The 16,086-nt window shown below is 54.0% G+C and carries 19 protein-coding genes; 17 read left to right on the top strand and 2 right to left on the bottom strand.

The genetic code is table 11. The features are described from left to right. Positions 1–34 precede the first annotated feature (34 nt). The 4 genes from tauA to tauD are packed head-to-tail and all read left to right on the top strand — an operon-like array spanning position 35 to position 3,465. Positions 35–1,024 (top strand): taurine ABC transporter substrate-binding protein, encoded by a 990-nt coding sequence (tauA, locus tag QLG08_RS07390; RefSeq protein ID WP_014594767.1) that lies wholly within the window; start codon positions 35–37, stop codon positions 1,022–1,024. Positions 1,025–1,034: 10 nt separating this feature from the next. Further along, positions 1,035–1,802 carry a taurine ABC transporter ATP-binding subunit gene (gene tauB, locus QLG08_RS07385; protein ID WP_014604865.1) on the top strand — a complete coding sequence of 256 codons (768 nt, stop codon included), beginning with the start codon at positions 1,035–1,037 and terminating at the stop codon, positions 1,800–1,802. Continuing rightward, on the top strand, positions 1,799–2,629 hold the full coding sequence (gene tauC, locus QLG08_RS07380) for a taurine ABC transporter permease TauC (protein ID WP_210501840.1): 831 nt from the start codon (positions 1,799–1,801) through the stop codon (positions 2,627–2,629). The genes tauB and tauC overlap by 4 nt, the downstream gene beginning before the upstream one ends. Further along, a complete protein-coding gene (gene tauD / locus QLG08_RS07375) occupies positions 2,626–3,465 on the top strand; it encodes a taurine dioxygenase (protein WP_028715867.1) in 840 nt (279 codons plus the stop codon). Before tauC ends, tauD begins: the two co-directional genes overlap by 4 nt. A 65-nt stretch (positions 3,466–3,530) precedes the next feature. Here the strand turns inward: tauD and QLG08_RS07370 are convergent, their stop codons facing one another. Further along, positions 3,531–5,435, bottom strand: coding sequence for an ABC transporter ATP-binding protein (locus QLG08_RS07370; RefSeq protein ID WP_105080841.1), 1,905 nt, complete (start codon positions 5,433–5,435; stop codon positions 3,531–3,533). A 111-nt stretch (positions 5,436–5,546) separates the two neighbouring features. Between QLG08_RS07370 and kefG the strand changes: the two genes are divergently transcribed. From kefG to slyD, 4 genes are all read left to right on the top strand, one after another. Further along, positions 5,547–6,098, top strand: coding sequence for a glutathione-regulated potassium-efflux system ancillary protein KefG (gene kefG, locus QLG08_RS07365; protein ID WP_013027481.1), 552 nt, complete (start codon positions 5,547–5,549; stop codon positions 6,096–6,098). After that, on the top strand, positions 6,099–7,904 hold the full coding sequence (kefB, locus tag QLG08_RS07360; protein WP_282472875.1) for a glutathione-regulated potassium-efflux system protein KefB: 1,806 nt from the start codon (positions 6,099–6,101) through the stop codon (positions 7,902–7,904). A 23-nt stretch (positions 7,905–7,927) separates the two neighbouring features. After that, positions 7,928–8,122 carry a YheV family putative zinc ribbon protein gene (locus QLG08_RS07355; RefSeq protein ID WP_006120567.1) on the top strand — a complete coding sequence of 65 codons (195 nt, stop codon included), beginning with the start codon at positions 7,928–7,930 and terminating at the stop codon, positions 8,120–8,122. A gap of 196 nt (positions 8,123–8,318) precedes the next feature. Next, on the top strand, positions 8,319–8,879 hold the full coding sequence (gene slyD, locus QLG08_RS07350; RefSeq protein WP_014604868.1) for a peptidylprolyl isomerase: 561 nt from the start codon (positions 8,319–8,321) through the stop codon (positions 8,877–8,879). 84 nt (positions 8,880–8,963) lie between these two features. On the opposite strand, the gene QLG08_RS07345 is transcribed toward slyD, so the two are convergent. Further along, entirely contained in the window at positions 8,964–9,182 is a 219-nt protein-coding gene (locus tag QLG08_RS07345) for a protein SlyX (protein ID WP_013027478.1), read from the bottom strand. A gap of 270 nt (positions 9,183–9,452) precedes the next feature. Here QLG08_RS07345 and fkpA point away from each other — a divergent pair, with 270 nt between their 5' ends. The 9 genes from fkpA to QLG08_RS07300 form a co-directional block, all read left to right on the top strand. Further along, positions 9,453–10,292 carry an FKBP-type peptidyl-prolyl cis-trans isomerase gene (gene fkpA, locus QLG08_RS07340; RefSeq protein WP_029570735.1) on the top strand — a complete coding sequence of 280 codons (840 nt, stop codon included), beginning with the start codon at positions 9,453–9,455 and terminating at the stop codon, positions 10,290–10,292. 159 nt (positions 10,293–10,451) lie between these two features. Next, positions 10,452–11,174 carry a transcriptional regulator gene (locus tag QLG08_RS07335; protein WP_014604869.1) on the top strand — a complete coding sequence of 241 codons (723 nt, stop codon included), beginning with the start codon at positions 10,452–10,454 and terminating at the stop codon, positions 11,172–11,174. Beyond that, positions 11,174–11,560: a sulfurtransferase complex subunit TusD gene (tusD, locus tag QLG08_RS07330; protein ID WP_013027475.1), complete on the top strand. Its 387-nt coding sequence runs from the start codon at positions 11,174–11,176 to the stop codon at positions 11,558–11,560. The genes QLG08_RS07335 and tusD overlap by 1 nt, the downstream gene beginning before the upstream one ends. Further along, on the top strand, positions 11,560–11,919 hold the full coding sequence (tusC, locus tag QLG08_RS07325) for a sulfurtransferase complex subunit TusC (protein WP_105080842.1): 360 nt from the start codon (positions 11,560–11,562) through the stop codon (positions 11,917–11,919). Before tusD ends, tusC begins: the two co-directional genes overlap by 1 nt. 9 nt (positions 11,920–11,928) lie before the next feature. Further along, positions 11,929–12,216, top strand: coding sequence for a sulfurtransferase complex subunit TusB (gene tusB / locus QLG08_RS07320; RefSeq protein ID WP_013027473.1), 288 nt, complete (start codon positions 11,929–11,931; stop codon positions 12,214–12,216). Between the two features lie 128 nt (positions 12,217–12,344). Next, complete coding sequence (gene rpsL / locus QLG08_RS07315) at positions 12,345–12,719, top strand: 30S ribosomal protein S12 (RefSeq protein WP_006120575.1); 375 nt, start codon at positions 12,345–12,347, stop codon at positions 12,717–12,719. A gap of 96 nt (positions 12,720–12,815) precedes the next feature. Beyond that, on the top strand, positions 12,816–13,286 hold the full coding sequence (gene rpsG / locus QLG08_RS07310) for a 30S ribosomal protein S7 (RefSeq protein WP_006120576.1): 471 nt from the start codon (positions 12,816–12,818) through the stop codon (positions 13,284–13,286). 93 nt (positions 13,287–13,379) lie between these two features. After that, complete coding sequence (fusA, locus tag QLG08_RS07305; RefSeq protein ID WP_013027472.1) at positions 13,380–15,494, top strand: elongation factor G; 2,115 nt, start codon at positions 13,380–13,382, stop codon at positions 15,492–15,494. Between the two features lie 68 nt (positions 15,495–15,562). Continuing rightward, on the top strand, positions 15,563–16,086 hold a 524-nt coding region (locus QLG08_RS07300), incomplete at its 3' end, for a GTP-binding protein (RefSeq protein ID WP_181837755.1).

Below are 16,086 nucleotides of genomic sequence, written 5' to 3'. Positions count from 1 at the left end.
TCCTGCCAGCAACACTGCCCACATCATAAAAGTGATGGGGAAAATCATGTTAAAAGGGCAGTCAACCATTTTGGCTACTGTGCTGGCACTGCTGGCGTTTCAGGCCGGCGCGGTCGACGTGACGGTGGCGTATCAAACCTCTGCCGAACCGGCCAAGGTGGCGCAGGCAGATAACACTTTTGCTAAAGAGAGCGGCGCAACGGTAGCCTGGCGCAAATTCGACAGTGGGGCGGGCGTATTGCGCGCCCTGGCATCCGGAGATGTGCAGATAGGCAATATTGGGTCCAGTCCGCTAGCGGTTGCGGCGACGCAGCAACTCCCGATAGAAGCGTTTTTGCTCGCCTCTCAGTTGGGGAATTCAGAAGCGCTTGTTGTCAGGAAAACCATCGCCAGCCCTCAGGATCTGATTGGCAAACGCATCGCCGTCCCCTTTATCTCCACCACGCACTACAGCCTGCTTGCTGCCTTGAAGCACTGGGGAATTAAACCCTCCCAGGTCCAACTGGTGAACCTGCAGCCGCCCGCTATTGTGGCCGCCTGGCAGCGGGGCGACATCGACGGCGCGTACGTTTGGGCACCGGCGGTCAATGCACTGGAAAAGGACGGCAAGGTCCTGACAGACTCTTCTCAGGTTGGCCGCTGGGGATCGCCTACGCTGGATGTCTGGGTCGTGCGTAAAGACTTCGCGCAGCAGCATCCTGATATTGTTACCGCCTTTGCCCGCAGCGCCCTTGAGGCGCAGAAAGCCTATCTGGATGACCCGGAAAAGTGGCTGAAACAGGCTGACAACCTCAGCAAGCTTTCGCGTTTAAGCGGCGTGCCAGAGCAAGCGGTTCCGGAACTGGTAAAAGGCAATACCTACCTTACGGCCGCGCAGCAGGTTAAACAGCTGGATCAGCCGGTGAACAAGGCCATCGTGGATACGGCGCAGTTTCTGAAAGCGCAGGGAAAAGTGCCGCAGGCTGGCAGTGATTACAGCCGTTATGTCACCAGCCGCTTTGTTGCCCCCTTGGCTAAACCCTGAGGAGAACGCCATGTTACGTATCGCTCACCTGAACGCGAGTTATGGCGGCCAGCCTGTGTTGCAGGACATCACGTTACAGCTTGATAAAAAAGCGTTGATGGTCGTGCTGGGGCCGTCAGGCTGTGGCAAAACAACCCTGCTTAACCTGATCGCCGGATTTTTACCGGTTGAGTCCGGCACGGTTTCCCTGGACGGGGAGCCTGTGCGCGGGCCGGGCGCAGAGCGTGGCGTGGTGTTTCAGAACGAAGGCCTGCTGCCGTGGCGTAACGTGCTGGATAACGTGGCTTTCGGCTTGCAGATAGCCGGCATGGCGCGCCAGCAGCGTGAGGAGATTGCACGGGGCTTCATCAAAAGCGTCGGACTCGAAGGTGCGGAAAAACGCCCTATCTGGCAGCTGTCAGGAGGCCAGCGTCAGCGCGTCGGGATCGCCCGGGCGCTGGCGGCCAATCCACAACTGTTGCTGTTGGATGAGCCTTTCGGCGCACTTGACGCGTTTACGCGTGAGCAAATGCAAACCCTGTTATTAACCCTGTGGCGCAACAGCGGTAAGCAGATTCTGCTTATCACTCACGACATTGAAGAAGCCATCTTTCTGGCCAGCGAGCTGGTGCTGCTCTCTCCCGGGCCTGGGCGCGTGCAGGAAAAAATGACGCTTAATTTTGGTCAGCGTTTCGTGGAGGGCGAACCCTGCCGGAGCATTAAATCCGATCCTGATTTTATTGCCCAGCGGGAATATGTGTTGAGTCGGGTATTTGAACAGCGGGAGGCCTTTGTATGAGTGCGCTGATCAACGATGAGCCGGCCACCGGGCGCCACCGTCGCCTGCGCTGGCCTTTTTCCACCTCGTTTACGCTGAGCGCCCTGAGCCTGCTTGTGCTGCTGTTCGTCTGGTGGAGCGTGACCGCGCTGGGCCTCATTGCACCGCTGTTTTTACCTTCGCCGCAGCAGGTAGTAAGTAAGCTGCTGCTGGTGGCTGGCCCGCAAGGATTTATGGACGCCACGCTGTGGCAGCATCTGTCGGCCAGTCTGACGCGGATGCTGATTGCCTTAACCGCGGCGGCGGCGATCGGCATCCCGGTGGGGATCGCGATGGGCATCAGCCCGGTCGTGCGTGCGCTGATCGATCCGCTGATTGAGCTGTACCGGCCCGTACCGCCGCTGGCGTATTTGCCGCTGATGGTGATCTGGTTTGGTATTGGCGAGACCTCGAAAATCCTGTTGATTTATCTGGCTATATTCGCCCCGGTGGTGCTGTCGACGGTGGCGGGCGTGCGTCATGCTCAGCAGGTTCGTCTGCGTGCGGCGGCCTCGTTGGGAGCGACCCGCTGGCAACAGCTGCGTTGGGTCATTTTGCCTGGTGCCCTGCCGGAGATACTGACCGGGTTACGGATTGGTCTGGGCGTGGGATGGTCAACGCTGGTGGCTGCCGAGTTAATCGCGGCAACCCGAGGCTTGGGTTTTATGGTGCAGTCGGCGGGCGAGTTTCTTGCTACGGATGTGGTGCTGGCAGGGATCGCGGTCATTGCCGTGATTGCGTTTGGTTTAGAGCTGAGTCTGCGTGCGTTGCAACGCCGGTTAACGCCCTGGAATGGAGAGCAAAAATGAACGAAAAGTTAGCCATCAAGCCGCTGGGGCCCTTTATCGGTGCCCAGGTCGGCAACCTTGATGTATCACGTCCCCTCAGCGACGCGCAGTTTGAACAGCTTTATCATGCGCTGCTGCGTCACCAGGTGCTGTTCCTGCGCGAACAGGTCATTACGCCCGAGCAGCATCGCGCACTGGCGATTCGCTTTGGCGATCTCCATATTCATCCGGTTTACCCTCATGCCGAGGGCGTGGAAGAGATTATCGTTCTGGACACGCACCAGGATAATCCGCCGGATAATGACAACTGGCATACCGATGTGACCTTTATTCAAACGCCGCCCGCCGTGGCGTTACTTGCGTCTAAAGTGCTGCCTGAGTCTGGCGGCGATACGTTGTGGACCAGCGGCATTGCCGCTTATGAGGCGCTGTCTGCGCCTTTTAAGACATTACTGGTTGAGTTACGTGCAGAGCATGACTTTACCAAGGCGTTTCCTGAATATAAGCATCGCAAGACGGAAGAGGCGCATCGGCAGTGGCAGCAGGCTGTGGCGAAAAATCCCCCTGTTTATCATCCGGTGATCCGCACCCATCCCGTGAGTGGCAAGAAGGCCCTGTTTGTCAACGAGGGGTTTACGACGCGGATTATGGATATCAGTCAGAAAGAGAGCGACGCGCTACTGGGCTTTTTGTTTGCCCACGTGACCCGGCCCGAGTTTCAGGTGCGCTGGCGCTGGCAGCCAAACGATCTGGCTATCTGGGACAACCGGGTGACACAGCACTATGCGAATGCGGACTATTATCCGGCGAGGCGAGTGATGCAGCGGGCGACGGTGCTAGGTGACCAGCCTTATTGATCCGCACCCGGCGCTGGAGCCGGTGCGGAGGAGTAAGGCAAGAGCAAGAAACATCACCGCCTTTATCAGGCGGTGAGCATGGCTTCCAGTTTTTCCTGTGCATCCAGCCAGGCCATCTCCACCTCTTCCAGGGCCGATTTACTCTCGGCCTGTTTTTGTAGCGCGGCGCTGAGATCGGCCTTACGGCTTTGCTCATAGAGGGCGCTATCTGAGAGCAGGGCTTCGGCGTCGGCGAGCTGGCTTTGCCATTTTGCCATCTGCTTTTCCAGCTTCTCAATTTCTTTACGCAGCGGCTGGGTCTGCGTGCGCAGCTCCGCTTCACGGCGCTTCTGGTCCTTGCGCGCCTGAGCGCTGTTGCCGGAATCCTGCCTGGGTGCCGCATCCTGCTGAGACTGCTGTTTTTGCAGGTCGCTCAGCCACTGCTGATAGTCTTCCAGATCGCCGGGAAACACATCTACGCTGCCATCGTGAACCAGATAGAGATCGTCCGTGGTGGCACGTAACAGATGACGATCGTGCGAAACCACCACTAACGCGCCTTCGAAATCGATAAGCGCTTCGGTGAGTGCCTGGCGCATATCCAGATCCAGATGGTTGGTTGGCTCATCCAGCAGCAGCAGGTTAGGGCGCTGCCAGACAATCAGCGCCAGCACCAGGCGCGCCTTTTCTCCACCGGAGAAACGCGCTGTTATCTCTGTGACTTTATCACCCTGAAAACCAAAACCGCCGAGATAGTCACGTAACTGCTGCTCCAGCACTTTTGGCGCGATACGGGACAGGTGCTGTAAAGGGGACTCGTCGGCGCGCAGGAACTCCAGCTGATGCTGGGCGAAGTAACCCAGCTTAATGCCTTTTGCCAGCCCAATCTCACCCTCTTTGGCACTGAGCTCACCGGCCAGCAGCTTAATCAGGGTCGATTTACCGGCGCCGTTGCGCCCCAGCAGGCCAATACGTGAGCCGGGCACCAGGTTAAGCTTAATGGCATCAAGAATGATGCGATCGCCATAGCCTGCGGTGACTTTTTCCATTTTCAGCAGCGGATTCGGCAGGCTCTCCGGTGCACGAAAGCTGAAGCTGAAGGGGTTATCCACGTGCGCTGGCGCAATCAGCTCCATGCGCTCCAGCATCTTAATGCGGCTTTGGGCCTGCTTCGCCTTGGTTGCCTGAGCACGGAAGCGATCAATATATTTCTGCAGATGCGCCACTTTTTCCTGCTGGCTCTGATATAACGCCTGCTGCTGGGCCAGTTTGGCGCCGCGCTGGCGTTCGAAGGAGCTGTAGTTCCCGGTGTACTCCATCATCGTCTGCTGCTCGATGTGGATAATTTTATCCACCACGGGATCGAGAAAATCGCGATCGTGCGAGATCAGGATCAGCGTACCTTCATAGCTTTTCAGCCAGCGCTCCAGCCAGATAACCGCATCCAGATCGAGGTGGTTGGTCGGTTCATCCAGCAGCAACAAATCTGAGCGGCACAGTAACGCCTGAGCCAGGTTTAGCCGCATGCGCCAGCCGCCCGAAAAGTCGCTTACCGGGCGCTGAAGCTGCTCCTGACTAAATCCCAGTCCATGCAGCAGGCTCGAGGCGCGTGACTGGATGGTCCAGGCCTGAATGGTATCGAGCTTTCCGTGTACCAAAGCAATGGCATTTCCGTCATTTCTGATGTTCGCCTCTGCCAGTTCTGCCTCAAGCTGGCGGTATTCACGATCGCCATCGATCACATAGTCAAGGGCGGCCTGGCTCAGGGCAGGGGTTTCCTGATTCACCCAGGCCAGTGACCAGTTGCCGGGAAAGGTGAATGAGCCTGCATCGCTGGTCATCTCGCCTTTCAGCAACGACAGCAGCGTGGATTTTCCACAGCCGTTTTTACCCACCAGTCCGACTTTTTGGCCTGGATTGATGGTGGCGGTCGCGTTATCGAGCAGAACGCGAATACCGCGGCGAATTTGTAGGGCAGAGAAGACAATCATAAGCGCCGTATCGTCAGAATATGTTAATTTACCTGCAACATAATTGGGTTTTTGTTGCGTTGTGCATGGTAGCGGAAATCTGCACCAATGACGACGCTTTGGAGGGAAAGGATGTCGCAGCCACCTAAGATTTTGCTGCTTTTTGCTCATCCTGAAGCACAGGATTCAAAGGCAAATCGCATTTTGCTGGAGGCGGCAGAGAAAACAGAACATGTCACCGTTCACGATCTCTATGCTGCCTACCCGGATTTTTTTATTGATGTCTACCACGAGCAACAGCTGCTGCGTGAGCATGATGTGATTATTTTTCAACATCCGCTTTACACCTACAGCTGCCCGGCGCTGTTAAAAGAGTGGCTGGATCGCGTGCTGTCGCGCGGCTTTGCCAACGGCGTGGATGGTAATGCGCTTGAAGGCAAATACTGGCGCAGTATTGTGACCACCGGTGAGCCAGAGTCCGCCTTTCAGCGCCAGGGGCTAAATCGCTACGCCATGAATGACATTTTACGTCCCTTCGAGCTGACGGCGCAGATGTGCCGCATGCACTGGATGCCGCCGATGATTATTTACTGGGCTCGCCGTCAGGATCCCGATTTACTGAAAAACTATGCCCGCGCTTACAGCGACTGGCTGGCAGCACCTCTGCCAAATGGAGGGTTATAAATGGAAGGACAAACGCTACTGACCGCGGGGGTAATCTATCTCGTTGCGGCGGTGCTGATCGTACCGGTAGCGGCGCGTCTCGGTATTGGCGCGGTTTTAGGGTACTTGCTGGCCGGTATTGCTATCGGGCCATGGGGACTAGGGTTTATTAGCGACGTCGATGAGATTCTGCACTTTTCTGAGCTGGGCGTCGTGTTTCTGATGTTTATCATCGGGCTGGAGCTTAATCCGGCAAAGCTTTGGGCGCTGCGCCGTTCTATTTTTGGTATCGGCGCGGCGCAGGTGATTTTTTCAGCGGCCATTCTCGGCGTATTGCTGTGGCTGACCAAATTTGACTGGCGAGCGGCGGTTATTGGCGGCATTGGTCTGGCAATGTCATCCACGGCGATGGCGCTCCAGCTGATGCGCGACAAGGGAATGAATCGCAGTGAAGCCGGGCAGTTAGGCTTTTCAGTACTGTTGTTCCAGGATCTGGCCGTCATTCCAGCTCTGGCGTTGATTCCGCTGCTGGCAGGCAATGACAGCGGCAGTATCGACTGGATGAAAGTGGGCATGAAGGTGCTGGCCTTCGCTGGCATGTTAGTGGGTGGCCGTTATTTGCTGCGCCCCATTTTTCGTTATATCGCGGCATCGGGCGTACGCGAGGTGTTTACCGCTGCTTCACTGCTGCTGGTATTAGGATCGGCGCTGTTTATGGATGCGCTGGGATTGTCCATGGCGCTGGGGACATTTATCGCCGGCATTCTGTTGGCGGAAAGTGAATACCGGCATGAGCTGGAAGTGGCGATTGAGCCGTTTAAAGGTTTGCTGCTGGGGCTGTTTTTTATCTCAGTTGGCATGGCGCTGAATCTTGGCGTGCTCTATACCCATATTATCGCGATTTTGCTGGGCGTACTGGCGCTGGTGGCGGTAAAAATCCTGGTTTTATACGTACTGGCGCGTATTTATGGTCTGCGCAGCTCGGAGCGCCAGCAGTTTGCCGGTGTACTGTGTCAGGGCGGTGAGTTTGCCTTCGTCCTGTTTTCAGCCGCGTCATCCGCCAAACTGTTTTCGGGCGATCAACTTCCGCTTCTGCTGGTAACCGTGACGCTGTCCATGATGACGACGCCACTGTTGATGCAAGGCATTGACCGTCTGTTAGCACGTCGTTTCAATGAAATCGACGAAGATGCTGAAAAGCCGTTCGTTGAAGACGATCAGCCGCAGGTTATTGTGGTGGGCTTTGGTCGTTTTGGTCAGGTCGTTGGCCGCTTGCTGATGGCGAACAATAAACGTATCACGGTACTGGAGCGCGATATCAGCGCGGTGAGCCTGATGCGTAAATATGGCTACAAGGTTTATTATGGCGATGCCACCGAGCTGGAGCTGCTGCGTGCAGCCGGGGCGGCCAGTGCGCAATCCATTGTGATTACCTGCAGTAATCCGGAAGATGCCATGACGATTGTCCATCTCTGCCAGCAGCATTTTCCGCATCTGCACATCATGGCGCGTGCTCGCGGCCGCGTAGAAGCCCACGAGCTACTTCAGGCGGGCGTTACGCAGTTCTCGCGTGAAACCTTTTCCAGTGCGCTGGAACTGGGGCGTAAAACATTGATGTCGTTGGGTATGCATCCGCATCAGGCGCACCGCGCACAGCAGCATTTCCGTCGGCTGGATATGCGCATGTTACGGGAACTGATGCCCGCCCATTCCGACAATGCACAGATTTCTCGTGCGCGTGAAGCCCGTCGGGAACTTGAAGATATCTTCCAGCGTGAAATGCAGCATGAACGGCGTCAGATCCATGACTGGGACGACGATCAGTAATCAGAGAAGGCAGGTAGAGCATCATGCGTAAACGTTTTATTGCCGGTGCGGTTTGTCCGCACTGCCAGGAAAAAGACACGCTGGCCATGTGGCGTGAAAACAATGTCGATGTGGTTGAGTGTGTGAAGTGCGGCCATCAAATGCGCGAAGCGGATAAACAGGCACGCGATCAGGTTCGCAGCAATGAGCAGGTGATCGGAATTTTCCATCCCGAGTAGCGAAATGGCCCAGCTTTTTTTAAGCTTAACCACACAGCGGGATTGAATTCCGTTACAATTGACGCCATTAACGCTGTGGTCGCAAGAGAAAAAGATAACCTCTTGTACTCAGCCCCGAACCTTTCTGGTTGGTGTTATTGCACGCAAGAATAGACCAATGAGACGGGATCTTTGTTCTCAACGGTTAGGAGATATCATGAAAGTAGCAAAAGACCTGGTGGTAAGCCTGGCCTATCAGGTACGTACAGAAGACGGTGTGTTGGTTGACGAGTCACCGGTGAGTGCACCGTTAGACTATCTGCACGGTCATGGTTCCCTGATTTCTGGTCTGGAAAACGCGCTGGAAAACCACGTAGCGGGCGATAAGTTTGAGGTGCACATTCCTGCAAACGACGCTTACGGTCAGTACGATGACAACCTGGTACAGCGCGTACCAAAAGACGTTTTTATGGGCGTTGATGAATTACAGGTTGGTATGCGTTTCCTGGCAGAAACCGATCAGGGCCCAGTACCGGTTGAAATCACCGAAGTTGAAGACGAGCATGTTGTGGTTGACGGTAACCACATGCTGGCAGGTCAGAACCTGAACTTCAATGTTGAGGTGGTTGCGATTCGTGAAGCCACACCGGAAGAGCTGGCCCATGGCCACGTTCACGGTGCCGATGGTCATCATCACGATCATGACCACGACCACGATCACGGCCATGACCACGGTCAGGGTGGTTGCGGTACCGGTGGTTGCGGTTGCAGCCACTAAGTTCAAATCTGCATGTCAAGGCCACCTCCGGGTGGCCTTACTTTTTTCTGCCTGTCGCGGTGCGCGCGTCGATAACCGCCTGGATCAGTAATGAGGCGGTGGCGTTTCTTCAGAAGGATCGGCAATCATCGATGGCGCGCTGGCTTTGAACTTCTCAAGCAGCAGGCGCATATGTTCGCGCATCTTACTCATTTCAAGTTCATGCTGGACCACGGTATTGTTCAGTTGATCGATGGTCATCTCCTGAAAAGCCAGTTTACTTTCAAGCGTTTCAATACGTTGTTCCCACTCTGACTGTTGCATGACCTGTTCTCCTGTTAAGGTGCTACTCAGCGCGCAATTCTAATGGCTGACGTTGCAGAATTGCCCTATTTTTTATCTTTAATTTAGTGTTTAGCTTGAAAATGGCCCAGATGGCATCATCTCTGGTGAAACTTCCTGATGCAAAAAAGGTCGGAAGTAGACCAGGATAATTACGCTGTGGGAGTGTTCGCCACTGCCACGTAAAGTTATAGTGTGGGCCCGCAGTCCGCAATGATTCCCGAGGTGTCAGGCTTCGGTTTTGGAGAAAGGATGAAATCACTGTTCAAAGTCACATTGTTAGCTACCACCATGGCCGTTGCGCTAAATGCTCCGCTGGCAATGGCCGCAGAAACTGCAGCGGCACCGGCGGCTGCTGCTGATGCACCTCAGACTGCTCCCCAGGCTCCAAAAAACGCTGCCTTCAAAAACGAAGATCAGCAATCTGCATATGCATTAGGTGCATCGCTGGGCCGTTACATGGACAACTCTCTGAAAGAACAAGAGAAGCTGGGCATCAAACTGGACAAACAGCAGCTGATTGCCGGTGTTCAGGATGCATTCGGTGGCAAGAGCAAACTGTCTGACGAAGAAATTGAGCAAACACTGCAGGCGTTTGAAGTGCGTGTGAAAGGCGCGGCTTCAGCCAAGATGGAAAAAGACGCGAAAGAAAACGCTGAGAAAGGGGAAGCTTACAGCGCTAAGTTTGCCAAAGAGAGCGGCGTGAAGAAAACTGACAGCGGTCTGCTTTACAAAGTAGAGAAAGAAGGCACCGGTGATGCGCCGAAAGACAGCGATACCGTGGTCGTCAACTACAAAGGTACGCTGATTGACGGTACTGAGTTCGACAACTCTTACACGCGCGGTGAGCCACTGTCATTCCGTCTTGATGGCGTGATCCCGGGCTGGACCGAAGGCCTGAAGCACGTTAAGAAAGGCGGTAAGATCAAGCTGGTCATTCCACCGAACCTTGCTTACGGTAAAAACGGCGTTCCGGGTATTCCGGCTAACTCCACCCTGGTGTTTGATGTTGAACTGCTTGATATCAAACCTGCTCCGAAAGCGGATGAAAAAACGCAGGCCCCTGCTGCTGACGCGAAGAAATCGCAGTAATCTGTCTACCGCCACCTTCGGGTGGCGGTTTCTGTTTATGACAAACCTCTGGCATAAGCCCGCGACATTTGCCAGACTATCGCCTGCATAACTATCCCAATATTGAGTCTGCCCGTAAGCCGCTGAGACAGGCTCCAGCCATGTAGGGTGATGTCTTCAATGTCTAATCCATTCAATCCCGGTGAACTGAGCGACTTCGATCTTCTGGAGCAGCATCCGTTCGAGCAAACTGATTACGATATTCTAAAGTCGTATGAGGCCGTCGTAGATGGCCTTGCCATGTTGATTGGCTCGCATTGCGAAATCGTCCTTCACTCACTGGAGGATTTGAACTGTTCGGCCGTGCGCATTGCTAACGGCGAGCACACAGGGCGTAAAGTGGGATCGCCCATTACGGATTTAGCACTGCGCATGCTGCACGATATGCAGGGTGCAGACAGCAATGTTTCCCGTGCCTACTTTACCCGCGCGAAAAGCGGTGTGCTGATGAAGTCAGTGACCATCGCGATTCGTAACCGACAGCAGCGGGTGATTGGGCTGCTGTGTATCAATATGAACCTTGATGTTCCGTTTTCGCAGATTATGTCGACATTTCTTCCCCCTGAGATGCATCAGGTTGACTCCAACGTCAACTTCGCCAGTTCGGTAGACGACCTGGTGATGCAAACGCTGGAATTTACTATTGAAGAGGTGAGCGCCGATCGCAACGTCTCTAATAATGCCAAAAATCGTCAGATCGTATTGAACCTGTATGAGAAAGGTATTTTTGACATCAAGGACGCGATTAATCAGGTGGCGGACCGCTTAAATATTTCTAAACACACCGTGTATCTGTACATCCGTCAGTTTAAAAATGGCGACTTTCAGGGGCAGGATCGCTAATGCGTTATGCGCTGTTAGTGACGGGACCGGCTTATGGCACGCAGCAGGCGACTAGCGCCTTGCTGTTTGCCAACGCGTTGCTGGCAGCCGGCCATCAACTGGAAAGCGTGTTCTTTTACCGCGAAGGGGTGCTGAATGCGAATCAGCTGACGGCACCGGCCAGTGATGAGTTTGATCTGGTAAGGGCATGGCAGACACTCAGTCAGACTCAGGGCGTCGCGCTGAATATCTGCGTTGCGGCGGCGTTACGCCGCGGCGTGACCGACCAGCAGGAAGCGTCACGGCTGGCGCTGCCCGGCGCTAATCTGCAACCCGGCTTTACGCTGGCAGGGTTAGGCGCGCTGGCGGAAGCTCTGCTGCGTTGCGAACGTATGGTGCAGTTTTAATGAATCGTGTTGCATTTGTTTTTACCCGTGCGCCGCATGGTAGCAGCGCGGGGCGTGAAGGACTGGATGCTGCGCTGGCCACCGGCGCGTTAAGCGACGATATTGGCCTGTTTTTTATCGGCGATGGCGTGCTCCAGCTCTGCAGCGGGCAACAGCCAGAAAGCATTCACGCCCGTCATTATGCCGCGACCTTTGGTGTGCTGGCGCTGTACGATATTGAGCAATGTTACCTGTGTCGGGACGCGTTACGGGATCGCGGTTTAGCGGAACGTGCGCCGCGCATTTTGGATGCTGAGATTTTAGATGCGCCGTTGCTGCGTCAAAAACTCGCGAGCTATGACCGTATTGTGACTTTCTAAGAGCGTGTAATGCTGCATACTTTATTTCATTCTCCGGCCTACAGTGATATCGATTCGCTGTCTTTGCTCCTCAGCCCGGACGACGACCTGTTATTGCTGCAGGACGGCGTGCTGGCTGCGATGCAGGGCAGTAAGGCGTTGGAAAAACTGAGCGCCAGTGGGGTAAACGTGTGGGCGTTGGAAGCGGATCTGAATGCACGCGGGCTGGGTGAGCAAATTTCCCCCATTGTGCAGCCAGTAGACTATACTTTCTTCGTTGCGTTAACGGTAAAACATCGACAACAAATGGCCTGGTAATTCGTTAACCCCCTGGTTATTTCTTGACACCCTTTTGACACAGCCCTAAAATTCTGCCTCCTCGTAATTCTACGAGGTGATTTATTACGTGTTTACGAAGCAAAAAGCTAAATCCCAGGAGCTATTTAATGGCAACAGTTAACCAGCTGGTTCGCAAACCACGCGTCCGCAAAGTTGCAAAGAGCAACGTGCCGGCGCTGGAAGCTTGCCCGCAGAAACGTGGTGTTTGTACTCGTGTGTACACCACCACTCCTAAAAAACCAAACTCAGCACTGCGTAAAGTTTGCCGTGTGCGTTTGACTAACGGTTTTGAAGTCACCTCCTACATCGGCGGTGAAGGTCATAACCTGCAGGAACACTCCGTGATCCTGATCCGTGGCGGTCGTGTTAAAGACCTGCCAGGTGTGCGTTACCACACCGTTCGTGGCGCGCTGGACTGCTCAGGTGTTAAAGACCGTAAGCAGTCACGCTCCAAGTACGGCGTGAAGAAGCCAAAGGCTTAATGGTTCTCCGTTAAGTAAGGCCAAACGTTTTAACTTAAATGTCAAACTAAACTCGTAGAGTTTTGGACAATCCTGAATTAACAACGGAGTATTTCCATGCCACGTCGTCGCGTCATTGGTCAGCGTAAAATTCTGCCGGATCCTAAGTTCGGATCAGAGCTGCTGGCTAAATTTGTAAACATCCTGATGGTAGATGGTAAAAAATCTACTGCTGAATCTATCGTCTATACCGCGCTTGAGACCCTGGCTCAACGTGCTGGTAAAGATGGCCTGGAAGCGTTCGAGGTTGCTCTCGAAAACGTACGTCCGACTGTCGAAGTTAAGTCACGTCGCGTTGGTGGTTCAACCTACCAGGTTCCAGTTGAAGTCCGTCCGGTTCGTCGTAATGCCCTGGCAATGCGTTGGATCGTAGAAGCTGCTCGTAAACGCGGTGATAAATCTATGGCTTTACGCCTGGCGAACGAACTTTCTGATGCTGCAGAAAACAAAGGTACTGCAGTGAAGAAACGTGAAGACGTTCACCGTATGGCTGAAGCCAACAAGGCGTTCGCTCACTACCGCTGGTAACAGCTGCGTAGGTGTTATTAACCCAGCGGGCGTCCCAGTGGCTTACCTGCTGGGCTTTATTAACTTAGAACGTCTAAGAATCAGAGGAATCAAATGGCTCGTAAAACACCCATTGAGCGCTACCGTAACATTGGTATCAGTGCGCACATCGACGCCGGTAAGACTACAACTACCGAACGTGTTCTGTTCTACACCGGTGTAAACCACAAAATCGGTGAAGTTCATGACGGCGCAGCAACCATGGACTGGATGGAGCAGGAGCAGGAACGTGGTATTACCATCACGTCAGCTGCGACCACCTGCTACTGGTCTGGTATGGCTAAGCAGTTTGAACCACACCACGTAAACATCATCGACACCCCGGGACACGTTGACTTCACCATCGAAGTTGAGCGTTCTATGCGTGTGCTTGATGGCGCAGTTATGGTTTACTGTGCAGTTGGTGGTGTTCAGCCACAGTCTGAAACCGTATGGCGCCAGGCTAACAAATATAAAGTTCCACGCATCGCGTTCGTTAACAAAATGGACCGCATGGGTGCTAACTTCCTGAAAGTTGTTGACCAGATGAAAGCGCGTCTGGGTGCAAACCCAGTTCCACTTCAGCTGGCTATCGGCGCAGAAGACAGCTTCACCGGTGTTGTTGACCTGGTGAAAATGAAAGCGATCAACTGGAACGATGAAGACCAGGGCGTGACCTTCGTTTACGAAGACATTCCAGCCAACATGCAGGAACTGGCTGAAGAATGGCGTGCGAAACTGGTTGAAGCCGCAGCTGAAGGTTCTGACGAGCTGATGGAGAAATTCTTCGGCGGTGAAGAGCTGACAGAAGAAGAGATCAAAACTTCTCTGCGTAAGCGCGTTCTGAAAAACGAAATCATCCTGGTGACCTGTGGTTCTGCATTTAAGAACAAAGGTGTTCAGGCGATGCTGGATGCGGTTGTTGAATACCTGCCAGCACCGACTGACGTTACCGCGATCAACGGTATCCTGGACGACGGTAAAGACACACCGGCTGAGCGTCATTCCGATGACAAAGAGCCGTTTGCTGCTCTGGCGTTTAAAATCGCTACCGACCCGTTTGTAGGTAACCTGACCTTCTTCCGCGTTTACTCTGGTGTGGTTAACACGGGTGATACCGTATTCAACCCGGTTAAGTCAAACCGTGAGCGTCTGGGCCGTATCGTTCAGATGCACGCCAACAAGCGTGAAGAAATCAAAGAAGTTCGTGCGGGCGATATCGCAGCAGCGATCGGCCTGAAGGACGTGACGACAGGTGACACCCTGTGTGACCCAGATAACGTCATCATCCTTGAGCGCATGGAATTCCCAGAGCCGGTAATTTCTATCGCCGTTGAGCCGAAAACCAAAGCTGACCAGGAAAAAATGGGTCTGGCTCTGGGTCGTCTGGCGAAAGAAGACCCGTCATTCCGCGTATGGACTGACGAAGAGTCTAACCAGACTATCATCGCTGGTATGGGTGAACTTCACCTCGATATCATCGTTGACCGTATGAAGCGTGAATTCAACGTTGAAGCGAACGTGGGTAAACCACAGGTTGCTTACCGTGAAGCCATTCGCTCTAAAGTCACCGGTATCGAAGGTAAACACGCCAAGCAGTCTGGTGGTCGTGGTCAGTACGGTCATGTTGTTATCGACATGTACCCACTGGAGCCGGGCGTTAACCCGAAAGGTTACGAATTTGTCAACGATATCAAAGGTGGTGTAATTCCTGGTGAATTCATCCCGGCCGTTGATAAAGGTATCCAGGAGCAGTTGAAATCAGGCCCACTGGCAGGTTATCCGGTTGTGGATCTGGGTGTTCGTCTGCACTTCGGTTCTTACCATGACGTTGACTCCTCTGAACTGGCGTTTAAACTGGCCGCGTCTATTGCCTTTAAAGATGGCTTTAAGAAAGCGCAGCCTGTTCTGCTTGAGCCTATCATGAAGGTTGAAGTTGAAACCCCAGAAGAGAACACCGGTGACGTAATCGGTGACCTTAGCCGTCGTCGTGGTATGCTCAAAGGGCAAGAATCTAACGCTACTGGCGTTCAGATCCACGCTGAAGTTCCGCTGTCTGAAATGTTCGGATATGCAACTCAGCTGCGCTCTCTGACCAAAGGTCGTGCTTCGTACTCCATGGAGTTCCTGAAGTATGACGACGCACCGAGCAACGTTGCGCAGGCCGTTATTGAAGCTCGTAGCAAATAAGCTACGGTTTAAATTTGAACTGATGCCTTCATCCAGAGTGATGAAGGCATAACGTAAGGAATATCGCCATGGCGAAAGAGCAATTTCAACGTAACAAACTGCACGTAAACGTGGGAACCATCGGTCACGTTGACCACGGTAAAACCACCCTGACTGCAGCGATCACCACCGTTCTGGCTAAAACCAACGGCGGCCAGGCACGTGCGTTCGATCAGATCGACAGCACCCCGGAAGAAAAAGCACGTGGTATCACCATCAACACGGCACACGTTGAGTATGAAACCCCGTCTCGCCACTATGCGCACGTTGACTGCCCAGGCCACGCCGACTATGTGAAAAACATGATCACCGGTGCTGCGCAGATGGACGGCGCGATCCTGGTTGTTGCTGCGACTGACGGCCCAATGCCGCAGACCCGTGAGCACATCCTGCTGGGTCGTCAGGTAGGCGTTCCTTACATCATCGTGTTCCTGAACAAGTGTGACATGGTTGATGACGAAGAGCTGCTGGAACTGGTTGAGATGGAAGTTCGTGACCTGCTGTCACAGTACGACTTCCCGGGCGACGATACACCAATCGTTCGCGGTTCAGC

This window comes from Pantoea sp. V106_11, from assembly GCF_029967885.1.
Taxonomy (GTDB): Bacteria; Pseudomonadota; Gammaproteobacteria; order Enterobacterales; family Enterobacteriaceae; genus Pantoea; species Pantoea ananatis.
This window is presented reverse-complemented; position numbering and strand designations above follow the sequence as displayed.

Coding starts and splice junctions, on each gene's coding strand:
- QLG08_RS07370 (WP_105080841.1), bottom strand. CDS start 5,435: ATGATTGTCTTCTCTGCCCTACAAATTCGCCGCGGTATTCGCGTTCTG.
- tauA (WP_014594767.1), top strand. CDS start 35: ATGGGGAAAATCATGTTAAAAGGGCAGTCAACCATTTTGGCTACTGTG.
- tauD (WP_028715867.1), top strand. CDS start 2,626: ATGAACGAAAAGTTAGCCATCAAGCCGCTGGGGCCCTTTATCGGTGCC.
- kefG (WP_013027481.1), top strand. CDS start 5,547: ATGTCGCAGCCACCTAAGATTTTGCTGCTTTTTGCTCATCCTGAAGCA.
- tauB (WP_014604865.1), top strand. CDS start 1,035: ATGTTACGTATCGCTCACCTGAACGCGAGTTATGGCGGCCAGCCTGTG.
- rpsL (WP_006120575.1), top strand. CDS start 12,345: ATGGCAACAGTTAACCAGCTGGTTCGCAAACCACGCGTCCGCAAAGTT.
- tusD (WP_013027475.1), top strand. CDS start 11,174: ATGCGTTATGCGCTGTTAGTGACGGGACCGGCTTATGGCACGCAGCAG.
- rpsG (WP_006120576.1), top strand. CDS start 12,816: ATGCCACGTCGTCGCGTCATTGGTCAGCGTAAAATTCTGCCGGATCCT.
- fusA (WP_013027472.1), top strand. CDS start 13,380: ATGGCTCGTAAAACACCCATTGAGCGCTACCGTAACATTGGTATCAGT.
- QLG08_RS07335 (WP_014604869.1), top strand. CDS start 10,452: ATGTCTAATCCATTCAATCCCGGTGAACTGAGCGACTTCGATCTTCTG.
- QLG08_RS07355 (WP_006120567.1), top strand. CDS start 7,928: ATGCGTAAACGTTTTATTGCCGGTGCGGTTTGTCCGCACTGCCAGGAA.
- tusB (WP_013027473.1), top strand. CDS start 11,929: ATGCTGCATACTTTATTTCATTCTCCGGCCTACAGTGATATCGATTCG.
- tusC (WP_105080842.1), top strand. CDS start 11,560: ATGAATCGTGTTGCATTTGTTTTTACCCGTGCGCCGCATGGTAGCAGC.
- kefB (WP_282472875.1), top strand. CDS start 6,099: ATGGAAGGACAAACGCTACTGACCGCGGGGGTAATCTATCTCGTTGCG.
- fkpA (WP_029570735.1), top strand. CDS start 9,453: ATGAAATCACTGTTCAAAGTCACATTGTTAGCTACCACCATGGCCGTT.
- tauC (WP_210501840.1), top strand. CDS start 1,799: ATGAGTGCGCTGATCAACGATGAGCCGGCCACCGGGCGCCACCGTCGC.
- slyD (WP_014604868.1), top strand. CDS start 8,319: ATGAAAGTAGCAAAAGACCTGGTGGTAAGCCTGGCCTATCAGGTACGT.
- QLG08_RS07345 (WP_013027478.1), bottom strand. CDS start 9,182: ATGCAACAGTCAGAGTGGGAACAACGTATTGAAACGCTTGAAAGTAAA.